Source organism: Pseudoalteromonas sp. CnMc7-15, assembly GCF_022347925.1.
Taxonomy (GTDB): domain Bacteria; phylum Pseudomonadota; class Gammaproteobacteria; order Enterobacterales; family Alteromonadaceae; genus Pseudoalteromonas; species Pseudoalteromonas ruthenica.
This window is the reverse complement of the sequence record NZ_JAKRFT010000003.1, coordinates 650043-668198: the sequence shown is the minus strand read 5'-3', so window position 1 is coordinate 668198 and position 18156 is coordinate 650043. Positions and strand designations below refer to the sequence as shown.

19 protein-coding genes are annotated in these 18156 nt (G+C 47.3%); 7 read left to right on the top strand and 12 right to left on the bottom strand.

The annotated features are described in order from the left end of the window. The first annotated feature begins 110 nt into the window (after positions 1-110). Positions 111-467, top strand: coding sequence for a YacL family protein (locus tag MHM95_RS10360; protein WP_022946690.1), 357 nt, complete (start codon positions 111-113; stop codon positions 465-467). Here MHM95_RS10360 and MHM95_RS10355 read toward each other — a convergent pair. The 5 genes from MHM95_RS10355 to glnA all read right to left on the bottom strand — a co-directional run bounded on the left by MHM95_RS10355 (position 464) and on the right by glnA (position 5612). Continuing rightward, positions 464-925, bottom strand: coding sequence for a cyclic nucleotide-binding domain-containing protein (locus MHM95_RS10355; protein WP_045980464.1), 462 nt, complete (start codon positions 923-925; stop codon positions 464-466). The genes MHM95_RS10360 and MHM95_RS10355 overlap by 4 nt on opposite strands. Before the next feature lie 22 nt (positions 926-947). Continuing rightward, positions 948-2339 carry a nitrogen regulation protein NR(I) gene (ntrC, locus tag MHM95_RS10350; RefSeq protein WP_022946688.1) on the bottom strand — a complete coding sequence of 464 codons (1392 nt, stop codon included), beginning with the start codon at positions 2337-2339 and terminating at the stop codon, positions 948-950. 19 nt (positions 2340-2358) lie between these two features. Continuing rightward, complete coding sequence (glnL, locus tag MHM95_RS10345) at positions 2359-3411, bottom strand: nitrogen regulation protein NR(II) (RefSeq protein ID WP_045980463.1); 1053 nt, start codon at positions 3409-3411, stop codon at positions 2359-2361. Positions 3412-3506: 95 nt separating this feature from the next. Then, on the bottom strand, positions 3507-4040 hold the full coding sequence (locus MHM95_RS10340) for a DUF4124 domain-containing protein (RefSeq protein WP_239385221.1): 534 nt from the start codon (positions 4038-4040) through the stop codon (positions 3507-3509). A 165-nt stretch (positions 4041-4205) separates the two neighbouring features. After that, positions 4206-5612, bottom strand: coding sequence for a glutamate--ammonia ligase (gene glnA / locus MHM95_RS10335; RefSeq protein ID WP_022946685.1), 1407 nt, complete (start codon positions 5610-5612; stop codon positions 4206-4208). A 442-nt stretch (positions 5613-6054) separates the two neighbouring features. Between glnA and typA the strand changes: the two genes are divergently transcribed. Together typA and MHM95_RS10325 are read left to right on the top strand one after the other, a co-directional pair. Beyond that, positions 6055-7881: a translational GTPase TypA gene (gene typA, locus MHM95_RS10330; RefSeq protein ID WP_239385220.1), complete on the top strand. Its 1827-nt coding sequence runs from the start codon at positions 6055-6057 to the stop codon at positions 7879-7881. Between the two features lie 153 nt (positions 7882-8034). Continuing rightward, complete coding sequence (locus MHM95_RS10325; RefSeq protein ID WP_156148010.1) at positions 8035-8205, top strand: hypothetical protein; 171 nt, start codon at positions 8035-8037, stop codon at positions 8203-8205. On the opposite strand, the gene MHM95_RS10320 is transcribed toward MHM95_RS10325, so the two are convergent. Beyond that, positions 8180-8821: a DUF2959 domain-containing protein gene (locus MHM95_RS10320; RefSeq protein WP_026111368.1), complete on the bottom strand. Its 642-nt coding sequence runs from the start codon at positions 8819-8821 to the stop codon at positions 8180-8182. The two genes, MHM95_RS10325 and MHM95_RS10320, sit on opposite strands and share 26 nt — an antisense overlap. Before the next feature lie 88 nt (positions 8822-8909). On the opposite strand from MHM95_RS10320, the gene MHM95_RS10315 reads away from it, so the two are divergent. From MHM95_RS10315 to dtd, 3 genes are read left to right on the top strand one after another with little or no spacing between them, the layout of a single operon-like run. Continuing rightward, positions 8910-9803 carry a virulence factor BrkB family protein gene (locus tag MHM95_RS10315; protein ID WP_130148017.1) on the top strand — a complete coding sequence of 298 codons (894 nt, stop codon included), beginning with the start codon at positions 8910-8912 and terminating at the stop codon, positions 9801-9803. Between the two features lie 2 nt (positions 9804-9805). Then, on the top strand, positions 9806-10759 hold the full coding sequence (locus tag MHM95_RS10310) for an alpha/beta fold hydrolase (protein ID WP_138549096.1): 954 nt from the start codon (positions 9806-9808) through the stop codon (positions 10757-10759). Further along, positions 10747-11184 carry a D-aminoacyl-tRNA deacylase gene (gene dtd / locus MHM95_RS10305; protein ID WP_239385219.1) on the top strand — a complete coding sequence of 146 codons (438 nt, stop codon included), beginning with the start codon at positions 10747-10749 and terminating at the stop codon, positions 11182-11184. The genes MHM95_RS10310 and dtd overlap by 13 nt, the downstream gene beginning before the upstream one ends. On the opposite strand, the gene MHM95_RS10300 is transcribed toward dtd, so the two are convergent. Beyond that, positions 11181-11870 carry an SAM-dependent methyltransferase gene (locus tag MHM95_RS10300; protein ID WP_239385218.1) on the bottom strand — a complete coding sequence of 230 codons (690 nt, stop codon included), beginning with the start codon at positions 11868-11870 and terminating at the stop codon, positions 11181-11183. The genes dtd and MHM95_RS10300 overlap by 4 nt on opposite strands. A 141-nt stretch (positions 11871-12011) precedes the next feature. Between MHM95_RS10300 and MHM95_RS10295 the strand changes: the two genes are divergently transcribed. Then, on the top strand, positions 12012-12911 hold the full coding sequence (locus tag MHM95_RS10295; RefSeq protein WP_022946677.1) for a bifunctional GNAT family N-acetyltransferase/hotdog fold thioesterase: 900 nt from the start codon (positions 12012-12014) through the stop codon (positions 12909-12911). Between the two features lie 35 nt (positions 12912-12946). Here MHM95_RS10295 and MHM95_RS10290 read toward each other — a convergent pair whose 3' ends face one another. From MHM95_RS10290 to dapA, 5 genes are all read right to left on the bottom strand, one after another. Beyond that, positions 12947-13984, bottom strand: a complete 1038-nt coding sequence (locus MHM95_RS10290; protein ID WP_239385217.1) for a phospholipase A — start codon at positions 13982-13984, stop codon at positions 12947-12949. 146 nt (positions 13985-14130) lie between these two features. Further along, positions 14131-15243 (bottom strand): succinylglutamate desuccinylase/aspartoacylase family protein, encoded by a 1113-nt coding sequence (locus tag MHM95_RS10285; protein ID WP_239385216.1) that lies wholly within the window; start codon positions 15241-15243, stop codon positions 14131-14133. Between the two features lie 2 nt (positions 15244-15245). Then, entirely contained in the window at positions 15246-16448 is a 1203-nt protein-coding gene (locus MHM95_RS10280; protein ID WP_239385215.1) for a PLP-dependent decarboxylase, read from the bottom strand. Then, on the bottom strand, positions 16448-17188 hold the full coding sequence (locus tag MHM95_RS10275; protein ID WP_151173312.1) for a 2,3,4,5-tetrahydropyridine-2,6-dicarboxylate N-succinyltransferase: 741 nt from the start codon (positions 17186-17188) through the stop codon (positions 16448-16450). The genes MHM95_RS10280 and MHM95_RS10275 overlap by 1 nt, the downstream gene beginning before the upstream one ends. 28 nt (positions 17189-17216) lie before the next feature. After that, entirely contained in the window at positions 17217-18104 is an 888-nt protein-coding gene (gene dapA, locus MHM95_RS10270; protein ID WP_239385214.1) for a 4-hydroxy-tetrahydrodipicolinate synthase, read from the bottom strand. Between the last annotated feature and the right edge of the window lie 52 nt (positions 18105-18156).

Here is an 18156-nt window from a genome sequence, read left to right as displayed (position 1 = left end):
GCGTATACTAACATGATGCCGTTAGTGCTGATATCGCAGTACAATGAGCAGCTCGATTTAGCGTATCGATATTGCTATTATGCGCGCCGCATCTTTTTGGCAGCACTATTATGGAATACCAACTCTACTCAGACCCAACATGGGGTAAGCGGGTAAAAATATCTGACGAACACCGGCTTATTGCCCGTTGGTTCAATGACGAGCTCTATGAAAACGATGAGCTCATTGAAGCGTTTTTTACCGCTCTTGATAGCACTGCAGAGCAGCTCGTGCAGGGACGAGAAATGAGATTGCTACTCGGTGATGGTGAGGCGTGTTTTCAAAGTCATGGCTTATTTCATGACGACGAGCAGACATTGGCGCTTTATAGTGGGGATGACCTCGCACTTGATGAATCGGAGCTGCAAGCATGGTGCGGAGTCGAGGATTTACGTGCGTTAGCGAGTGCGTGGCGGCATTTTCGCTAAGGAGTATGGCGCTCTAACAGGCTACTGAGGCGGGCGATGCGCTCGCTCATACCGAGTATCAATTGATCTTTTATTTTCTCACGCACCACCACAGGTAATTTAGTTAAAGCCAGTGGCTCAATGGCTAACACTATGGTGTCGGTGAGCGCTTTGGCATTAGTGCTGCGCTCGCGGTGGGCAATAAAGGCACCTTCACCGACAAAGTCGCCAGGTCGAATATGGCCCAGTTCTTTATGGTCAGATTGGCGGAACACTACCAGCTCGCCGCTTAACACGATATATAACTGCTGGCTTTGCTCGTGCAACTTGAATACGTAGCGCCCTTGTTGGCATAAATACAGCTGCGAGAATGACTCTAAGAGCATTTGCCGCTCGGCTAACTCAAAGCTACGGAAGAAAGGCACGCGATTGATAATCTCCATGCGTTTATACATGGCTATATGTTCAATCAGCTTCATGCCTATCCTCTTCGTCGGTGCGTTAATTGGCGTTTATATTGCGCTCTTTTAGCTTACGCGTCAACGTGTTGCGGCCCCAACCGATGCGTTGAGCAGCATCCTGTTTATGCCCTCCACAGCTTGCAAGGGCCGATTTAATCAGCCTTGTTTCCAGCTGTGCCTGAATTTCTGGCCAGACATTGTCTTTGCCTTGCTTAAACTCATTGTTTAGCCATTGTTGGAATAAGTCCAACCAATCGGCATCAACTTGAGACGTTTGCGCATTGAGTATTTCTGGCGGCAAGTCTTCTGCGGTTACGTACTCACCGGGAGCCATTACCGTTAGCCAGCGACAGGTGTTTTCAAGTTGCCGCACATTTCCAGGCCAATTGAACAAGCGCATTTGATCGCATGCTTGAGGGCTTAGCGTCTTGCTATCAATTTTTAACTCTTGTGCGCTTTTATTGAGGAAGTACTCTGCCAGTTGCTCTATGTCCTCTGGACGTTCTCGCAAAGCTGGCAGCTTTAAGCGAACCACATTTAAGCGGTGGAACAAGTCTTCTCGAAACTTACCTTGTTGAGCTAAACGCTCTAAATCCTGGTGAGTGGCAGCGATGATGCGCACATCAACTTTTATACTTTGATGGCCGCCCACACGGTAGAATTCGCCATCGGCGAGTACACGCAGTAGGCGAGTTTGCACATCAAGTGGCATATCGCCAATTTCATCAAGGAAGAGCGTTCCGCCATTTGCTTGTTCGAAGCGCCCTTTACGAACGCTGTCAGCCCCAGTAAACGCGCCTTTCTCGTGACCAAATAACTCTGACTCCACCAAATCCTTAGGGATGGCCGCCATATTTAAGGCGATAAACGGATTGTCTTTACGTGGGCTGTGCTGGTGTAAGGCACTGGCAACCAGCTCTTTACCGGTGCCAGACTCACCATTGATAAGTACGCTCATGCTTGATGCGCTCAACTTGCCAATGGCGCGAAACACCTCTTGCATGGCGGGGGCTTCACCGATAATAACTGAACGCTTTTGTTCACTATTGGCCTTTTTCGCTTTTTTCTGCGAATGCGCACGCATGGCTCGCTCAACAACGCTAACAGCTTCTTCTAAATCGAAGGGCTTAGCTAAGTATTCAAAGGCGCCTTTTTGGAATGCCTGCACTGCGGAGTCTAAATCTGAGTGAGCCGTCATAATGATCACCGGCAGATTGGGGTTATCTTCGCTGATCTGCTCCAATAAGCGCATACCATCCATACCCGGCATGCGCACATCCGAGAGCAACACGGCCGGTTTTGAAAACTCCAAGGCACTGAGAACATCATGGGCGTTGGCGAAACTTTCTACCTCATAGCCTGCACGGGAGAGTGCTTTTTGTAATACAAAGCGAATTGACGCATCATCATCGACTAGCCAAACAGATTTCATCGTATACCTCGTGGCCCAATTACAGTGGCAAGTATAGTGTAAACTCGGTATGGCCCGGCCAGCTATCGCATTCGATAAACCCTTGGTGTTGGTCTATGAGAGTTTGGGCAATAGATAACCCTAACCCTGAGCCCCCCTCTTTATTGGTCACCATGGGGTAGAACAAGGTCTCTCTAACCTCCGGAGCAATGCCCGGGCCGTTATCAGTTATTTTGATCTGCAAGGCTTTCTTTAGTGTCGTATCGTGTCGGCGTACATGGTATCGCACTCGGGTTTTAACATTAATATGACCCCCTTCACTGAGTGCTTGCATAGCATTGCGCACGATATTGAGAAGCACTTGTTGCAACTTATCACCATCAGCTTTTACATCTGGAATGCTCGGATCATAATCTTTGTGCAAGGTAATTGCCTTGCTGCTATCCAAAGTACAAAGACGTAAAACGTTCTCTAGCGTTTGGTGAATATTAATAGCCTGTTTTTGTAAACGCTGATTCGGGCCGAGTAACTTGTCTACTAAATGGCGTAAACGGTCAGCCTCATCAATAATAAGCTGTGCACATTCATCCCGCTCCTGCTGATCAACCTCATACTGCAATAATTGCGCCGCTCCGCGTATTCCCCCTAAAGGATTTTTAATTTCATGAGCAAGGTTACGAATTAAGGTACGCGCCGCTTGGTGTTGATGCATTTGGTTGGACGCCTGATCAAGGCGAATTTCTTCGTCGGTTTGGCGAATTTCAAACAGCAGAAAATACTGATCTTGGTGGCTTAAACGCCGACAGTTGAGCGCCAAATTGGCATGGCGAGAGTCTACGAATACCACGTCAGCTCTGTGTTGGTGGCAATCGACCCCTTGTTTAAGGGTATAGTCAGCGATACGCTCCAATTCTACCGAGTGGTAATTAAATAATGCTTTGAAAGGCTGGCCCACAATGCGTTTTAAGCCTAGCCCAAGGAGTTCGGTACAGCTGGTATTGGCATACACCAGATTGAAATCTTGGTCTAAGACTAAAATAGCGGTATGTAGGTTTTCCCACATTTGTTGGAAAAAATCACGAGGAAGCTTCATTATTAATTTCGGTATTGCACCAATTTGGTGCGAGTTATCTTAGCAGTATTTAGCCGGGTTGCCCAATCGGTGTGCAACCCGGAGTGATATGCAGCTTAAGGGCCTGTGATCACTGAACGGCGATGCAGATAAAATGTCACAGGCTCAGAAGTAGCCAGCTGTTTACCATTGCCATCCACTAGGCGTAACCGTACTTGATGCGCCCCTCTATCAACATTACGCATAACAAATACCGTTGATGATTGTGGTTTATCGTAAGGCTTTCCGTCGAGCATAAGTTGCACGCGGTGGCCTTGCATAAAGCGCGGTGACACTTGGCCGGTAACATGTACAGAGCCTGTGTTATCACGAATTGTTTCTTCTTGATTTGGAGTGGTAATAGCGACTGAGAAATTAACTCCTTGGTCAGCGCTATTATCTTGCTCAAGAATTTGCGTGTTAGTTGAGGGCATACTCATCGCTGGGGAGTTTAACTTTACCTTCTCAGCTCCTTTTCTTGGAGAGTCAGAAAAAACTAATACACCGTTCTCATCCTTCCATACATAGATGCTTTTATTGGTTGCGTTGGCGTTAAAGGCACTCAAACCCAGAACCATGAAAACGCATAAGATAGACCACTTCGTTGTCACGCTACTTCCTATTTTACGTTTATTATTCTTATAGTTAGCCGAAAATTAACCAATTGCTTGGTTAAACCCTAACTTTAGTCTATTTACAACTTTTTTACCATAAAAAAAGCCTGCTAAGCAGGCTTTGAGAACACACATGATATAACTAAGTGGTAGTTATGCGGTTTACACGCTGTAGTACATTTCAAATTCTACAGGGTGTGTAGTCATGTTGAGCTTTTCTACTTCAGCTGATTTCAAGCCGATGTATGCATCAATAAGGTCGTCAGTGAATACGCCGCCTTGCGTCAAGAATTCACGATCCGCATCAAGTGAATCAAGAGCTTCTTGCAATGACGCTGCCACTGTTGGAATCTCTGCTGCCTCTTCTGCAGGTAAGTCATATAGATCTTTATCCATGGCGTCGCCAGGGTGGATCTTATTCTTAATGCCGTCAAGACCCGCCATTAGCATCGCTGAGAAGGCAAGGTATGGGTTCGCTGTAGGATCTGGGAAGCGTACCTCAATACGGCGAGCTTTCTCTGATGGAACCACAGGGATACGAATAGACGCTGAGCGGTTACGTGCTGAATAAGCAAGCATAACAGGTGCTTCGAAACCCGGAACAAGGCGCTTGTATGAGTTTGTCGAAGCGTTGGCAAAGGCGTTAATAGCTTTGGCGTGCTTGATGATACCACCGATGTAGTAAAGCGCTTCTTCTGATAGACCACCATACTTGTCGCCTGCAAAGATGTTCTTACCATCTTTACCTAGAGATTGGTGACAATGCATGCCTGAACCGTTGTCGCCAACCACAGGCTTAGGCATGAAAGTAGCGGTTTTACCATATAGATGCGCCATGTTGTGAATAACATACTTCATCTCTTGAATTTCGTCCGCCTTCAAAACCATGGTGTTAAAGCGGGTGGCGATTTCGTTTTGGCCGGCTGTTGCTACTTCGTGGTGATGAGCTTCAACGACTTGGCCGAGTTCTTCAAGCACCATGCAAGTGGCACTACGCCAATCTTGTGATGAGTCCACTGGAGCAACAGGGAAGTAACCACCTTTGACGCCAGGACGGTGACCGGTGTTACCGCCTTCGTAATCTTTATCTGAGTTCCAGCATGCTTCTTCAGCGTCGATTTTATACATTGACCCAGACATATCTGTTTTGTACTTAACATCGTCAAAAAGGAAAAATTCTGGTTCAGGGCCAAACAGAATCGTATCGGCAATACCTGTTGAGCGCATATATTCTTCAGCACGCTTGGCCACAGAGCGAGGATCGCGCTCATAGCCTTGAAGAGTTGAAGGTTCAACAACGTCACAACGTACGATAAGTGTTGTTTCTTCGGCGAACGGATCAAGCTTAGCGCTTTCAGCATCAGGCATCAGCACCATGTCTGACTCGTTAATGCCTTTCCAGCCTGCAATTGAAGAGCCGTCAAACATTTTACCGTCTTCAAAGAAGTCTTCATCAGCCTGGTGATGAGGAATAGAGACATGCTGCTCTTTACCTTTGGTGTCGGTGAAACGAAGGTCAACGAATTTTACGTCGTGCTCTTTAATAAAATCTAATACCGATTGTGACATGTGTCCTCCAACTATGGATTATTATTTGCTGCAATTTACTGCATTTGTGCATGGGTAAGCTTAAACCATGCCAAAAGTGTAAGCGTCTGTTTAGTAAGGGGTTACTTTCTATTTGGTAATCTCAAACTTATTTTTTGCACCAACAGGGTGCGAACTTGCTACATTGTAGTGCAAATTTTTCAGGCTGCATTGTCATGTATCAAGGGATGACTCAAATAAGGATGTGAGCGCACTAAAAAACACTGATAGCACAATCTCGGTGTCATTTTTATGTCAAGCGACTAGGCTATGTTAGGCACGGAAGTAAATTAATTAGCTGGATAAACTTTCATCTAGTGGCGTTATAAGGGATAATACGCGACCTTTTAAACTCGACACAGGTGGCCCGCGCCGCTGGGTGTGGATCATTTAGGAAATATGGGGTTAGCCTCTAAGTAAATATATGAGCATCGAAAAGTTAAGAAATATCGCGATTATCGCACACGTTGACCATGGTAAAACGACTTTGGTTGATAAATTGCTTGAGCAATCGGGCACACTACAAACCCGTGGTGGCAACGAAGAGCGAGTGATGGACTCGAACGATCTTGAAAAAGAACGTGGTATTACCATCCTAGCTAAAAACACGGCAATCAACTGGAAAGACTACCATATCAATATCGTCGATACCCCTGGGCACGCCGACTTTGGTGGCGAGGTAGAGCGCGTACTTTCGATGGCTGACTCCGTACTATTACTTGTTGACGCACAAGAAGGGCCAATGCCGCAGACGCGCTTTGTAACGCAAAAAGCGTTCGCGCAAGGGCTGAAGCCAATCGTTGTTATTAACAAGGTTGATAAGCCGGGTGCACGCCCTGATTGGGTTATGGATCAAGTATTTGACTTGTTCGATAACTTAGGTGCAACCGACGAACAGTTAGACTTTAAAGTTATTTATGCATCAGCGATTAATGGTTGGGCAACGCTCGATTTAGATGAGCCTTCTGACAACATGGAGCCAATGTTTGAAGCCATCGTGAAAGAAGTTGAAGCACCAGATGCGGATCCAGAAGGGCCGCTACAGATGCAAATCTCACAGCTTGATTACAACTCGTATGTTGGCGTTATCGGCGTAGGCCGTATTAAGCGTGGTACTGTGAAAGTAAATCAGCAGGTTACTATTGTCGGTGCTGATGGTAGTAAACGTAACGGCAAAGTGGGCCAAGTGCTTACTTACTTAGGTCTTGACCGTCATGATGCGACAGAGGCAACTGCCGGCGACATCATCGCGGTGAGTGGCCTTGGCGAGTTGAAAATCTCTGATACCATCTGTGATGTCAACACAGTTGAAGCGTTACCAGCACTGAGTGTTGATGAGCCTACTGTTACCATGACGTTCTCTGTAAACACCTCACCTTTTGCTGGCCAAGAAGGTAAATACGTCACCTCACGTAATATCCTTGAGCGTTTGCAAGCCGAGCTAGTTCATAATGTGGCATTACGTGTAGAAGAGACCGATAACCCTGATAGCTTCCGTGTATCAGGCCGTGGTGAACTACACTTGGGCGTACTTATCGAAAACATGCGTCGTGAAGGCTATGAACTTGCCGTGTCTCGTCCAGAAGTTATCTTGCGTGAAGTTGATGGTGAAATCCAAGAACCTTACGAAACAGTGACTATCGACTGTGAAGACGAGCACCAAGGTTCTATCATGGAGCAGCTGGGTTTACGTAAAGCAGAAATGACTGATATGTCTCCAGATGGTAAAGGCCGTATTCGTATGGACTTTATGATCCCAAGCCGTGGCTTGATTGGTTTCCAGACTGATTTCATGACGTTAACCTCAGGTTCTGGTTTGATGTACCACACGTTTGATCATTACGGCCTACACAAAGGCGGTAAGATCGGCCAGCGTATGAACGGTGTATTGATAGCGAATGCCCAAGGTAAGGCGCTGACTAACGCGCTATTTAACTTGCAAGAGCGTGGTAAGCTATTTATCGGCCATGGTGTTGAAGTATACGAAGGTATGGTTATCGGTATTCACAGCCGTGACAATGACCTTACGGTTAATGCCCTAAAAGGCAAACAGTTAACCAACGTGCGTGCTTCAGGTACTGATGAAGCGCAAACACTTGTGCCACCAATCAAGATGACCCTTGAGCAAGCGCTTGAGTTCATTGATGATGATGAGCTGGTAGAAGTGACTCCGGAAAGCATCCGTATCCGTAAGAAATTATTGACTGAGAGCGAGCGTAAGCGCGCATCTCGTGAATCAAAGAAGAGCTAATTAGCCCTTAATTTGAAAAACCCGCACTGTGTTGCGGGTTTTTTTATGCCTAAAGCAAATGCTCTGGGTGTTGTTACCTGTGTGAAATCGTTGGAATAAAGTCTTGCTCATTTCACTCTTTTCCTAGATAGGCAAGAACATTTAGTGCTGGATATGCGGTTAACACATGTCGATGGCCAAGGGGCATGGCAATTCACCATGACTATTGAAAAGTTAGATAGTGGGGTGGGGCAGTTTACTGTAGTACAACAAGTAGAACATGCCCGCCATCAAGCGGGCAGTGGGTTATCAAAGAGAGTTAGCTTTGATTCATTTGCTCAATAAAGCGGTTAGAGTCTTCGATTGAACGATTCATATCATCAATAAGTACTTGAATGTCGCGCTTAAGATTCGTGAATTCACCTTTTATCGCGGCGATTGCTTGCGCGTTGAGGTTGTGCTTAAGGTAGAGCACGTTGTCTTGTAAAGACTCTAACACGGGTTGCATCTTCGCCTCGCTGGCACGCATAGAGCGCAGGAGCTGCTCAAATTGGCGCTCAGTGGCACGCAACTTTTTACTGCTTTCGCGTTTAAGAGCGGCGCTTTGGTACTCTTCTAGTTCATCGGCCCATTCGTCAAATAGAGCTTCTGCCACATCTTCTACTTTATCAATGTTAGTTGAGACCTCATCAGCCGCCGCTAGACTTGACTCATAGTCATCATTGAGCTGCTCGTACGCGTCTTGTAAATCACCGCCATCGAAGTTAATTAACGTACTTAAACGCTCCAATGCTGACTGAAATTCCTGTTGTGAATCCTGCTGTGACTCTTTAGTTTCCTCAACGCGATCAACAAGGATATCTCGTTTATGTACGCCGACAGATTCCATTGCCGAATAGTAAGCGGACTGGCACGCTGTGAGCGTCATAAATGCAGTAGCTAGCGCGATTTTTTTAATCATTTTCAACCCTTGTATGGATACTTGATACTGTAAATTATGTGGTCGATTGCTATGATAAGCAAAAGGTTTTTCATATTTTAGGTAACTCATGCAGTTCAACGGTGAGAAAATCAAAGCGCAACTCTCCATCTGGGTAAAAGCACAGCCGCGCTGGTGGCGGTATTTTTTTACTCGGTGTATGGAAGATCAAATCACTGTTAACGCAGGCTATCTAGCCTATGTAACCCTGCTTTCCTTAGTGCCTTTAATTGCTGTAGGTGTGGCCATTTTCTCGGCTTTTCCTGGCTTTGAAGATACCCGTATTGCCATCGAAAGCTTTATTTTTAATAACATGGTGCCCACCTCAACGGATGTAATTAAAGAGCATATCGGCGCATTTACAGGGAATGCGAATAAAATGACCGCCGTGGGGGTCTCTTTCTTGGCTGTTGTGGCGTTATTTTTAATACGTAATATCGATCTCACCTTAAACCGGATTTGGCGTATCAAAAAGAAACGCCCTGCGGTTATTTCTTTCGCTATTTATTGGATGGTGCTGAGTTTAGGGCCAGTATTGCTTGGGTTAAGTATTGGTGCCACGTCTTACATTGTGTCTTTGGTGTCTTTTGCTGATGGTGGCATTCCTGGTTTTAGTGGTTTTGTTTTAAAGTCGCTTCCTTACGTTATTTCTACTGTTGGCTTTGTGATGCTCTATACTCTAGTACCAAATACACGAGTTCCATTTAGAGCAGCGGTTCCCGGGGCTATTTTTGCAGCACTGTTATTTGAGCTGACAAAAAAGGGGTTTGCTATGTACATCAGTCATTTCCCCTCATATGAAGTGATTTATGGGGCGCTAGCGACAGTACCTATCTTATTTGTGTGGGTGTATCTGTCGTGGGCTGTGGTACTACTCGGTGCAGAGTTCACTGTGTGTATCAGTGTGAGCAAGCCTCCTATCGATGATATTGTCGCCGAGGAGAAGCGCGCACTTAAGGAGTAACAATGGCATTGAGCTACCCCGTTAGTGCGCCACGAAAAACCCACCATGTCTTGGTCGGACAAGGGCACCAACTAGAAATTGAGGAACATGGCAGCGGGGATGGCTTGCCGGTGATTGTCTGTCACGGGGGGCCTGGTGGAGGGCTCAGTCGCTTTGAATGCGCACACTTTAATCCCGAGCACTACCGAATTTTACTTTTCAGTCAAAGAGGGTGTGGTAATTCCACCCCCCATAGTTGCGAGCATAATACCCTGGAACACTTGATTGGCGATCTCGAATGCATTCGCCGTCATTTGGGAATTGGCCGCTGGGTTGTGTGTGGAGAGTCTTTCGGGGCTACCCTAGCGATGGTGTATGCTTTGCAACACCGTGAGCACGTAAGCGCTTTGATGCTTTGGGCCAGCTTTTTTGCAAGCCAACAGGATTACGACTGGTGTTTGGGGAAAAGTGGCGCCGGAGCACAATTTTACCCTGAATATTATCGCCAATTTAACCCACAAAACCAGCCAACGTCAGCATTGATCGAAGGTTTCCATCAGCAACTTTTTAGTGACAGCGAGCCCACGCAGCTCAAAGCCGCCAAAGCATGGGTGGCCTGGGAGGAAACCTTATGTTGCGGCACGGCACCAAGTATTAAACTGCTAGAACCCGCTGCTCTTATCAACCGAGCACAGCTACAGCTGCACTACTTCAAACACCAGTTTTTTCTACGTGACGATATGCTCATGGACCATGCCAAGGAATTCGCAGGCCTGCCGGTATGGATGGTTCACGGGCGCCACGACTTGGTGTGTTCATACGCGCGAGCCCAAGCATTTGCCACGGCCGCACAAGCACATTTAGATATTTTTGAAGGCCTTGGTCACAGCTTGGCTGATGAGGTATATTGCCAAGCTCAATGTCGGGCAACCGACCATATGTATTTGAAGTTAAAGAGGCAGCAGTGCAAGGATTAATACAGCGCGTTAGTCGCGCCGAAGTCACCGTTGAAGGGCATGTAGTAGGGAAAATAGACCAAGGGATTGTGCTGTTATTAGGCGTAGAAAAGGCCGATAGCGAACAACAGGTCGACAAACTACTCCATAAAGTGAGTCACTATCGTATTTTTACCGATGAGCAAGGTAAGATGAATTTAAGCCTAAAAGACACCTGTGGTGAGCTTTTGGTGGTGTCGCAGTTCACGCTTGCCGCCGATACTCGCAAAGGGATGCGTCCTAGCTTTTCCAGTGCGGCAACGCCACAACAAGCTAGACAGCTATATGAGCTGTTTGTTGATAAAGCTAAAGCAGCAGGCATCACTGTGGCGACCGGACAATTTGCTGCAGATATGCAAGTATCATTAGTCAATGATGGCCCGGTGACGTTCAATTTAGCCGTTTAACGGGACAAAAACACTAAATGATTGGAGTAGCCTTTTACTTTAACCATATCGGGTGGCTTGCCAAAACAAGTTATCAACAAGTGTTTAAGTTGCTGCAACTGTGACTCATGGTGGGCCAAAAAGTTGATAAAGAGGTGCCCATCATGGTTCAACGCAGCGCGTATTTTGTCGTAAAACCGATGTTTGTAGAGGAACATTGGAGCATCGAGCTCACTGAATAAATCAATGATTATCCAGTCGTAACACCCAGGCTCACTCAGTACTTGCTCGGCATCGGCACAGCGTAAAGTGGTGTCATGACGACCACCGAAGTAGCGTTTATAGCAATGAATAATATCGGGGTTTTGCTCCACGGAAATAAGCTCGGTATCAGGGTAGCTGTGGTGTAAATAGTTGCGTATCGCCCCCCCACCTAGCCCCAATTCCAGAACTCTGTCCGGGGTGGGCAAGGTGTGCCAATACTGAGCAAAAATTTGTAGGTGCGGAAAAAGTAGGTGATTAGGGCGACTGCGCTCAATAATGGATTGCAGTGTTTGGTTTATCAGCAACCAGCGAAACTGTTTATGTTGGCGTACCTGAATACTTGTGCAGCCGAATTTGTGCCAATACAAAAGTTGGCCGATATTTGCACAATCAGCAACAAAGCGCTCGGAGACGGCTCCGCTATGTTCGATTACTGTTTCCATAACAACAGCATAGACACCTTGTGACATTTTACCTAATTGTGCACTAAATTTTACGGTGCGAGAAACCGCAGTGCTTTGGTCTTATTTTATCCCGTTGGTAAATCTTGTAAGGTGAGGCATCACTTTTTATCTGGAGTTGGCATGTTCGAAGTAACTATTCCGCAAAGTAGCGATGATTGGCAGGCCTATTATCATTTACGTTGGCAAGTTTTGCGTGCACCTTGGGAGCAGCCTAGAGGCAGCGAGCAGGATGATTTAGAACAAGAGTCAGAGCATCGGTTTATTAAGAATAAGGACGGTGAGGTGATCGCCGTGGCACGTTTGCACTTTAATAACTCGCAACAAGCCCAAGTGCGTTATATGGCTGTGGATGACGCTCACCGAGGCCAACATCTGGGTAGCCGGCTATTACATGAGCTGGAGAAAATAGCTTGGAATCAGGATGCGAGTGAATTGGTTTTGTTTGCTCGCGAGCGAGCTTTGAAGTTTTATCAACGCCATGGCTACGAGCTTAAAGAAAAAGCGCATCTTGCCTTTGGTGATGTGCAGCATTGGAAAATGGTAAAGCAACGCCCTAGCGAGCCAGGTTGGTTTCGTCATCCAGATTGGACTCAGGTCTTGCAAGACACTTGGCGCGAATCGATTCCTATCAGCGATAAGATGGGAATCAAAGTAGAAACGTATACTGACTGGCAGTTTAGTGTCAGTGCTGATCTGGATGCTAATGTTAATGTGCACAACACCATGTTTGCTGGCTCTGTTTATTCTATGGCAACGCTAGCAGGGTGGGGAGCAACTTATTTGGCACTTCAAGAGTCCCAACTTATGGGGGACATTGTGCTTGCTGATGCGCAGATAAAGTACCTTAAACCTATAAACAAAGAGCCTAGAGCCCAGGTTGATTTAACCCAGTGTGAGGGGAATGTTGGCGATTTAACAACCCAAGGGAAAGCACGTTATCAGGTGCCAGTACACATTTATGATGGCGACATTTTGGTCGGGGAGTTTACCGGCCGCTTTGTTATCGTTAAAAGTGAGTAAGATTAAAAAAGCCCCTGAAGGGGCTTTCTTTTATACTACAGAAGGTCGGTGAGTAGAATACCGACACCAAAGCGCTCGGTGTCTTGGTTGTAGTCAATCAAGCTTTCACCATAACCATTAAAGTACTGAGCATAGCCACGAAGACGGCCCCACACAGGGAAAGACCAATCTAGTTGAATGGCACCGCGATTATCCGAGTTTAGGTTGTTGCGCAGCATAAAGCTAAACTCATGCTCTTCGAAACGGCGCACGCCTTTAAGCTCAAAGTAACCCATGTATTTATAAATATCTGGATTGTCATCACCATCGGCAACCATAGGATCTTCTTTTTCATCTTCAGGGATGCGGTACCACGGCTTAAAGCTAAATACATAGCCGTCTTTTTCCCAAATAAAGTCGACGTATAAGCGGTTCCAGGAACGCGAGTAAGGTTGGCTACGGCCGTTGGATTGATGCACAGCACCCACTGCAATGGCCATTTCGTCGCCCCAAAGCACGTTTTCAGGGTCTAGATAATTAATCCAAAAAATTTCCGGCTCATAATTGGTTTCTCTAAATGGCGCAGAAATATCTTTGTTGTAATACTGCCAATAAGATTGCAAAGTAAAGCCGAAATAGACGGCTTGGTCCTCGTCACTGAAGTTGTCGTAAAGCGGTACTTTTAGCGACAGCTGATACTTAATTTCAACATTATCTAAGTTTTCGCCGGTATTGGTGTCGCCTAAAGCACTGATATCCCCAAAGGGTTCTTCATTAGGGTGCTTCATGTAGGTCACGGGCAAAATATAGTTGCGCTTGTGCGGCGTGATCACATTGCGGTTTTTCTCCGTCACCTCTTCACGAGCCTTGCGCTTATCAATGGCTGTAAGCTGTTTACTTTCTTCTAAATCAGAGCACTTTTTACGAAGCTCATCCAAGGTTTGTTTACCATCACCGGCAATCGCTTCATTAAGGATGCACTGTTTGACAATACTTAGCTCATTGTCTTGTTCGTTATTTGCATTTGTTGCAGGCTCATCCGCCCACGCATGGCCGATCAGGGTCAAAGCCAATAAAGTGTATCGCCAATTCATAAAAATCCGTGTGCTGAATAAAAGGGACAGAAGATGAAATCAATAGTACACCTTTTTAGCAACAAGCGGGTGAATTTAGGCTGAAAAAGTGGGCGACAAAGTCGCCCACTGGCAGTGAGTAAACTCACTGACTCTCACGCAATGGTTTACAACTCGAAGGTGTTGGTAAAGAATTTATAGAGTTCGGTGCCCTGATTTACACTCGCAGAGGCAAAATGGAGAATGGCAATCGCATCGCTGTCAGCACGTAAAGTGTGCAGCGGCGTTTCACTTAAATATCGCTCCATACGCAATATGTTGGCGATTGGAGTTCCCGCTGCAATCGGCTCCCCCAGTGGGGCTAAATACTCCACCATTCCCCCCATCGGGGCATAATAGGTTTTATAATCGCTGAGCATACAACCATAGCGCGTCATTTCTTTTGGGTAGAAGGGTGCGTCTTGCAACACGCCTTGGTAGTTAAGATAAGTTAAAATATTGTCGGCATCGTCTTTGGCGGCACTGAGGTCGATACGCTCTTGTGAGCCAAGCTCAACGGTAAATGCTTCCACAGGCACTTCAAAAGCACAGTCCAATGCATTGAGCTGAGCCTTAAGTTGCCACCAAGGGCAAAATGCCGCTTCATCTAGGGCACCGTCGAACTCATTGGGTATAAGTAAAACGTTAGCGATATTAAAATACTTAGCGCTAGCACGAGCATATTCAGGACAATACAAATGCTGAGTAGATATCGGCCCGGTGTGTAAATCTAAAACAATATCGGCCTGATGTGCGAGCTGCTGAAGTTGCAAAGCGATGCGCTTACCCGTTGACAGCGTGTGCGCAGGGGCCTCAAGTTGAGCGTCGACACTCGCAATTAGCGCGTGCTGAAATGTATTGCGAATTTCGCCGCTAGACAGATGCGCGCATTGCTCGGCCATGAGCTTTGGCAACTGGCTATCGTAATGATACATACGATTCCAGTTAACACCGGTAATAGGGTCAAAGCGGCCCAGTGTGAACTCGCCTGATTTTTGGTTGCAACCAATGGGGTTCGCATAGGGGACTAGGGTGATGTCGCCGTTAAGCTCTAGGGTCTGTAACTGCTCCAATAGTTGGTAAATGACAGCATTACCTTGCACCTCTGCGCCATGCATATTGGCCTGAATATACACGCTTTTACCTGTGCCATTACCCTTTAAACGGTAAACTGGAATGGTTAATGGCAGGCCATTGGCTACCTCACCCACATAAATGTTTTCTTGACTGACAGGGTGCATATTTACCTCAGATAAAAACTGGCCGGTTGTGGCTCGCGAACCACGCGCAAAGTGCCGTGCTCAAACACGTATTCACCAGCCAATGAGTGGCACAGAAAAAATGGCATACTCTCGGTGAAGCCATAGGCTCCGGCCTGCATAAACACGAGCCAATCATGTTCATCAATATCCTCAGGCAGCGAGTGTTGTCCTAGGCTATCCAGCGCCGTACACAAAGGTCCATGGATACGATAGTTTACCTGTTCGGCTGTACTTCGGCGTAATAACTGCGCGGGGAAGTTTTGCCCTGCCACAGCGGGGCGTAAAAGATGATTAATACCACCAGCGACGATCAGTTGGCGCTCGCCATAATTTGTTTTTTGTTCAATGACGGGGTCTAAATAGTAACCACATTGTGCGACGGCGTAACGGCCCAGCTCCATCCACAACTCTTTTACGCCGCTTTGCCGCTTAATATCGCGCAGTGCGCCGAGCACATCCTGCCACTTTAGCGGGCTGCTTTCGCTGTCATAAGGAACGCCTAAGCCGCCACCCAAATCCAGTACTTGCATGGCAAAACCAAGGCGTTCACAGAGTGTTTGTAATGGCGCTAACATGCTTTGCCATAGGTGAAGCAGCTGGGCCGCATCAAGCATGTTGCCCCACTGAAAAATATGCAGGCCAATGCAATTCAGCGCAGGATAGTCGGCTAAGTAGAGCCCTTGCCACTGCTCTGGCGCTAAGCCAAACGGAGTCAGGGTATTGCCACCGAGCGGATTGCGCTCACCCTCTGGCCAGCGCAACTGCACTCTGAGCAACACATCCACTTCAATACCTTGGTTATACGCCAGCTCATTAAGCCAGCGAACTTGATTGATACTCTCCAACACAAAGGTACGTACCCCAGCGTCTAAGAATTCGCCTAACTGCTGGCGCGATTTTGCCGGCCCGGTGTTGAGGATGCGTTGTGCACCAACATGCTGTGAAAGCACCTGATTGAGCTCACCGCTGCTGGCGACATCAAAGTCAAAGCCAGCGGCTGCCAGAGTCTCGACAACCGCAGATAAAGGATTAGCTTTTACCGCATACCATAACTTCACCACATCTTGCGCCATCAGCTCATCAAGGTGCTTACGTAGACTGTCAAGATCGTAGACAAAGCAAGGTTCTTGGCGCTCCTGAGTGAGGGTATCAAAAGCGTTTAACAATGCGCCAGAGACAGGCATTAGCGTAATACCTCTTCTAACTCCAGCGATGCATCGCTGTGCTGATCGCGATATTTTACGATAAGCGCACAGCTCATACTGAGCCCTTGTTCGCGTCCCCAAGTGCTAGAGCTTGGGCGGGAGCCAGGTATAACGATGGCGTTGGCCGGAATCGCTTCGCCCTTATCGAGTTGTCGCTCGTTAACGCAGTCATATACTGGGATAGTGGCGCTTAAACGTACACCAGGGGCGAGTACCGCACCTTGGCGAACCACCACCCCTTCGACAATGACACAGCCCGCGCCGATAAAGGCATCATCTTCAATCACCACAGGGTTAGCGCCAATTGGCTCGAGCACGCCACCTAATTGCACGGCGGCACTGAGGTGAACGTTTTTGCCCACTTGCGCACATGACCCCACCAAGGCATGACTGTCGACCATAGTTCCACTATCGATGAAGGCACCAATATTGACATATGCAGGTGGCATGATGATGGTGCCAGGGGCAACGTAAGCGCCTCGACGCACAGCACTACCGCCAGGCACCATACGAACATTATCTTGGGCGCTAAAACCGCGAGGAGCTAGATTATGCTTATCAACAAAGCCGCCCGCAAACTCGGTGTTATTACCATTTTTGAAGGCTTCGAGAATGCCTTTTTTTACGTCCACATTGGCGTGCCATTGGCCGTGTTCGTCTTGTGTTGCGGCGCGTACGTGGCCGCTTTCGAGGTCATTTAGTAAGTCTAACCAACTCATAACTGAGGTACCTTGTTAACTAATTTTATCAATGTGCCCACGCAACAATGCGTTCATGGGCATTAAGAAGTGGTTGTGTGTCATTAAGCTCAAGGTGGCTTAATGGTGGTCGTAATACCGGGCTGTTGAGGCGTTCAAGAGCATGCAAAAGGCACTTAACGGGCACTGGATTGGCTGCACTGAACAGCGCATCAATTGCACTGCGCCAGGTGACAAAGGCATTGATGCTTTGCCCTTGAAGGCATTGTTGTACCAGGTGCTGTGTCTGCTGTGGCCAGACGTTGGCGGCCACAGATACAAGGCCCGCTGCACCGGCCTGAGCAAAATAAGGCATCAGCGCGTCGTCGCCACTGAAAATTGCTAACTCAGGCGCGGCTTCGCGGTAAGTCTCAAATTGTGCAATATCACCGCTGGCTTCTTTAAGTGCCCAGCACAGTGGGTGCTGCTGTAGCTGTGCTAAGACTGTTGGGGGAATACTAACTGCGGCGCGTCCGGGCACGTTGTACAACATGCACGGCTTTTTGCTGGCATCCAGCAGTGCCGAGTACCAATGTAGCTGCCCTTGAATACCCGGTTTAGCATATAGGGGCGCTCCCAGAAGGTAGGCGTCTATGGGGTGTTGGTTACAAAAACTAAGCCATTGTAGTTGCTGGCTAAGATTAAACCCCCCCACGCCAACCATCAGTGGCACACGCAAGGTGAGCGCCGTAACGTGACGAACTACGGCTTGTTGCTCATCTATACTGAGAGCCAGAGCTTCACCAGTAGAGCCAAGAATAAGAATGCCGTTTCCCGCTTGCTCTTGCTCGCGCACAAGTAGGGTTAAGGTGTTAAAATCAATACTGCCGTCAGCATGCATCGGAGTGATCAATGCTGTCCAGACAATGGTATCTGCTAAAGAATGAGTTGTAGTCATCTCTCACGAACTTAGTGCGAGTTCGATTGAATTAGGAAGGGGTTGCCCGCCT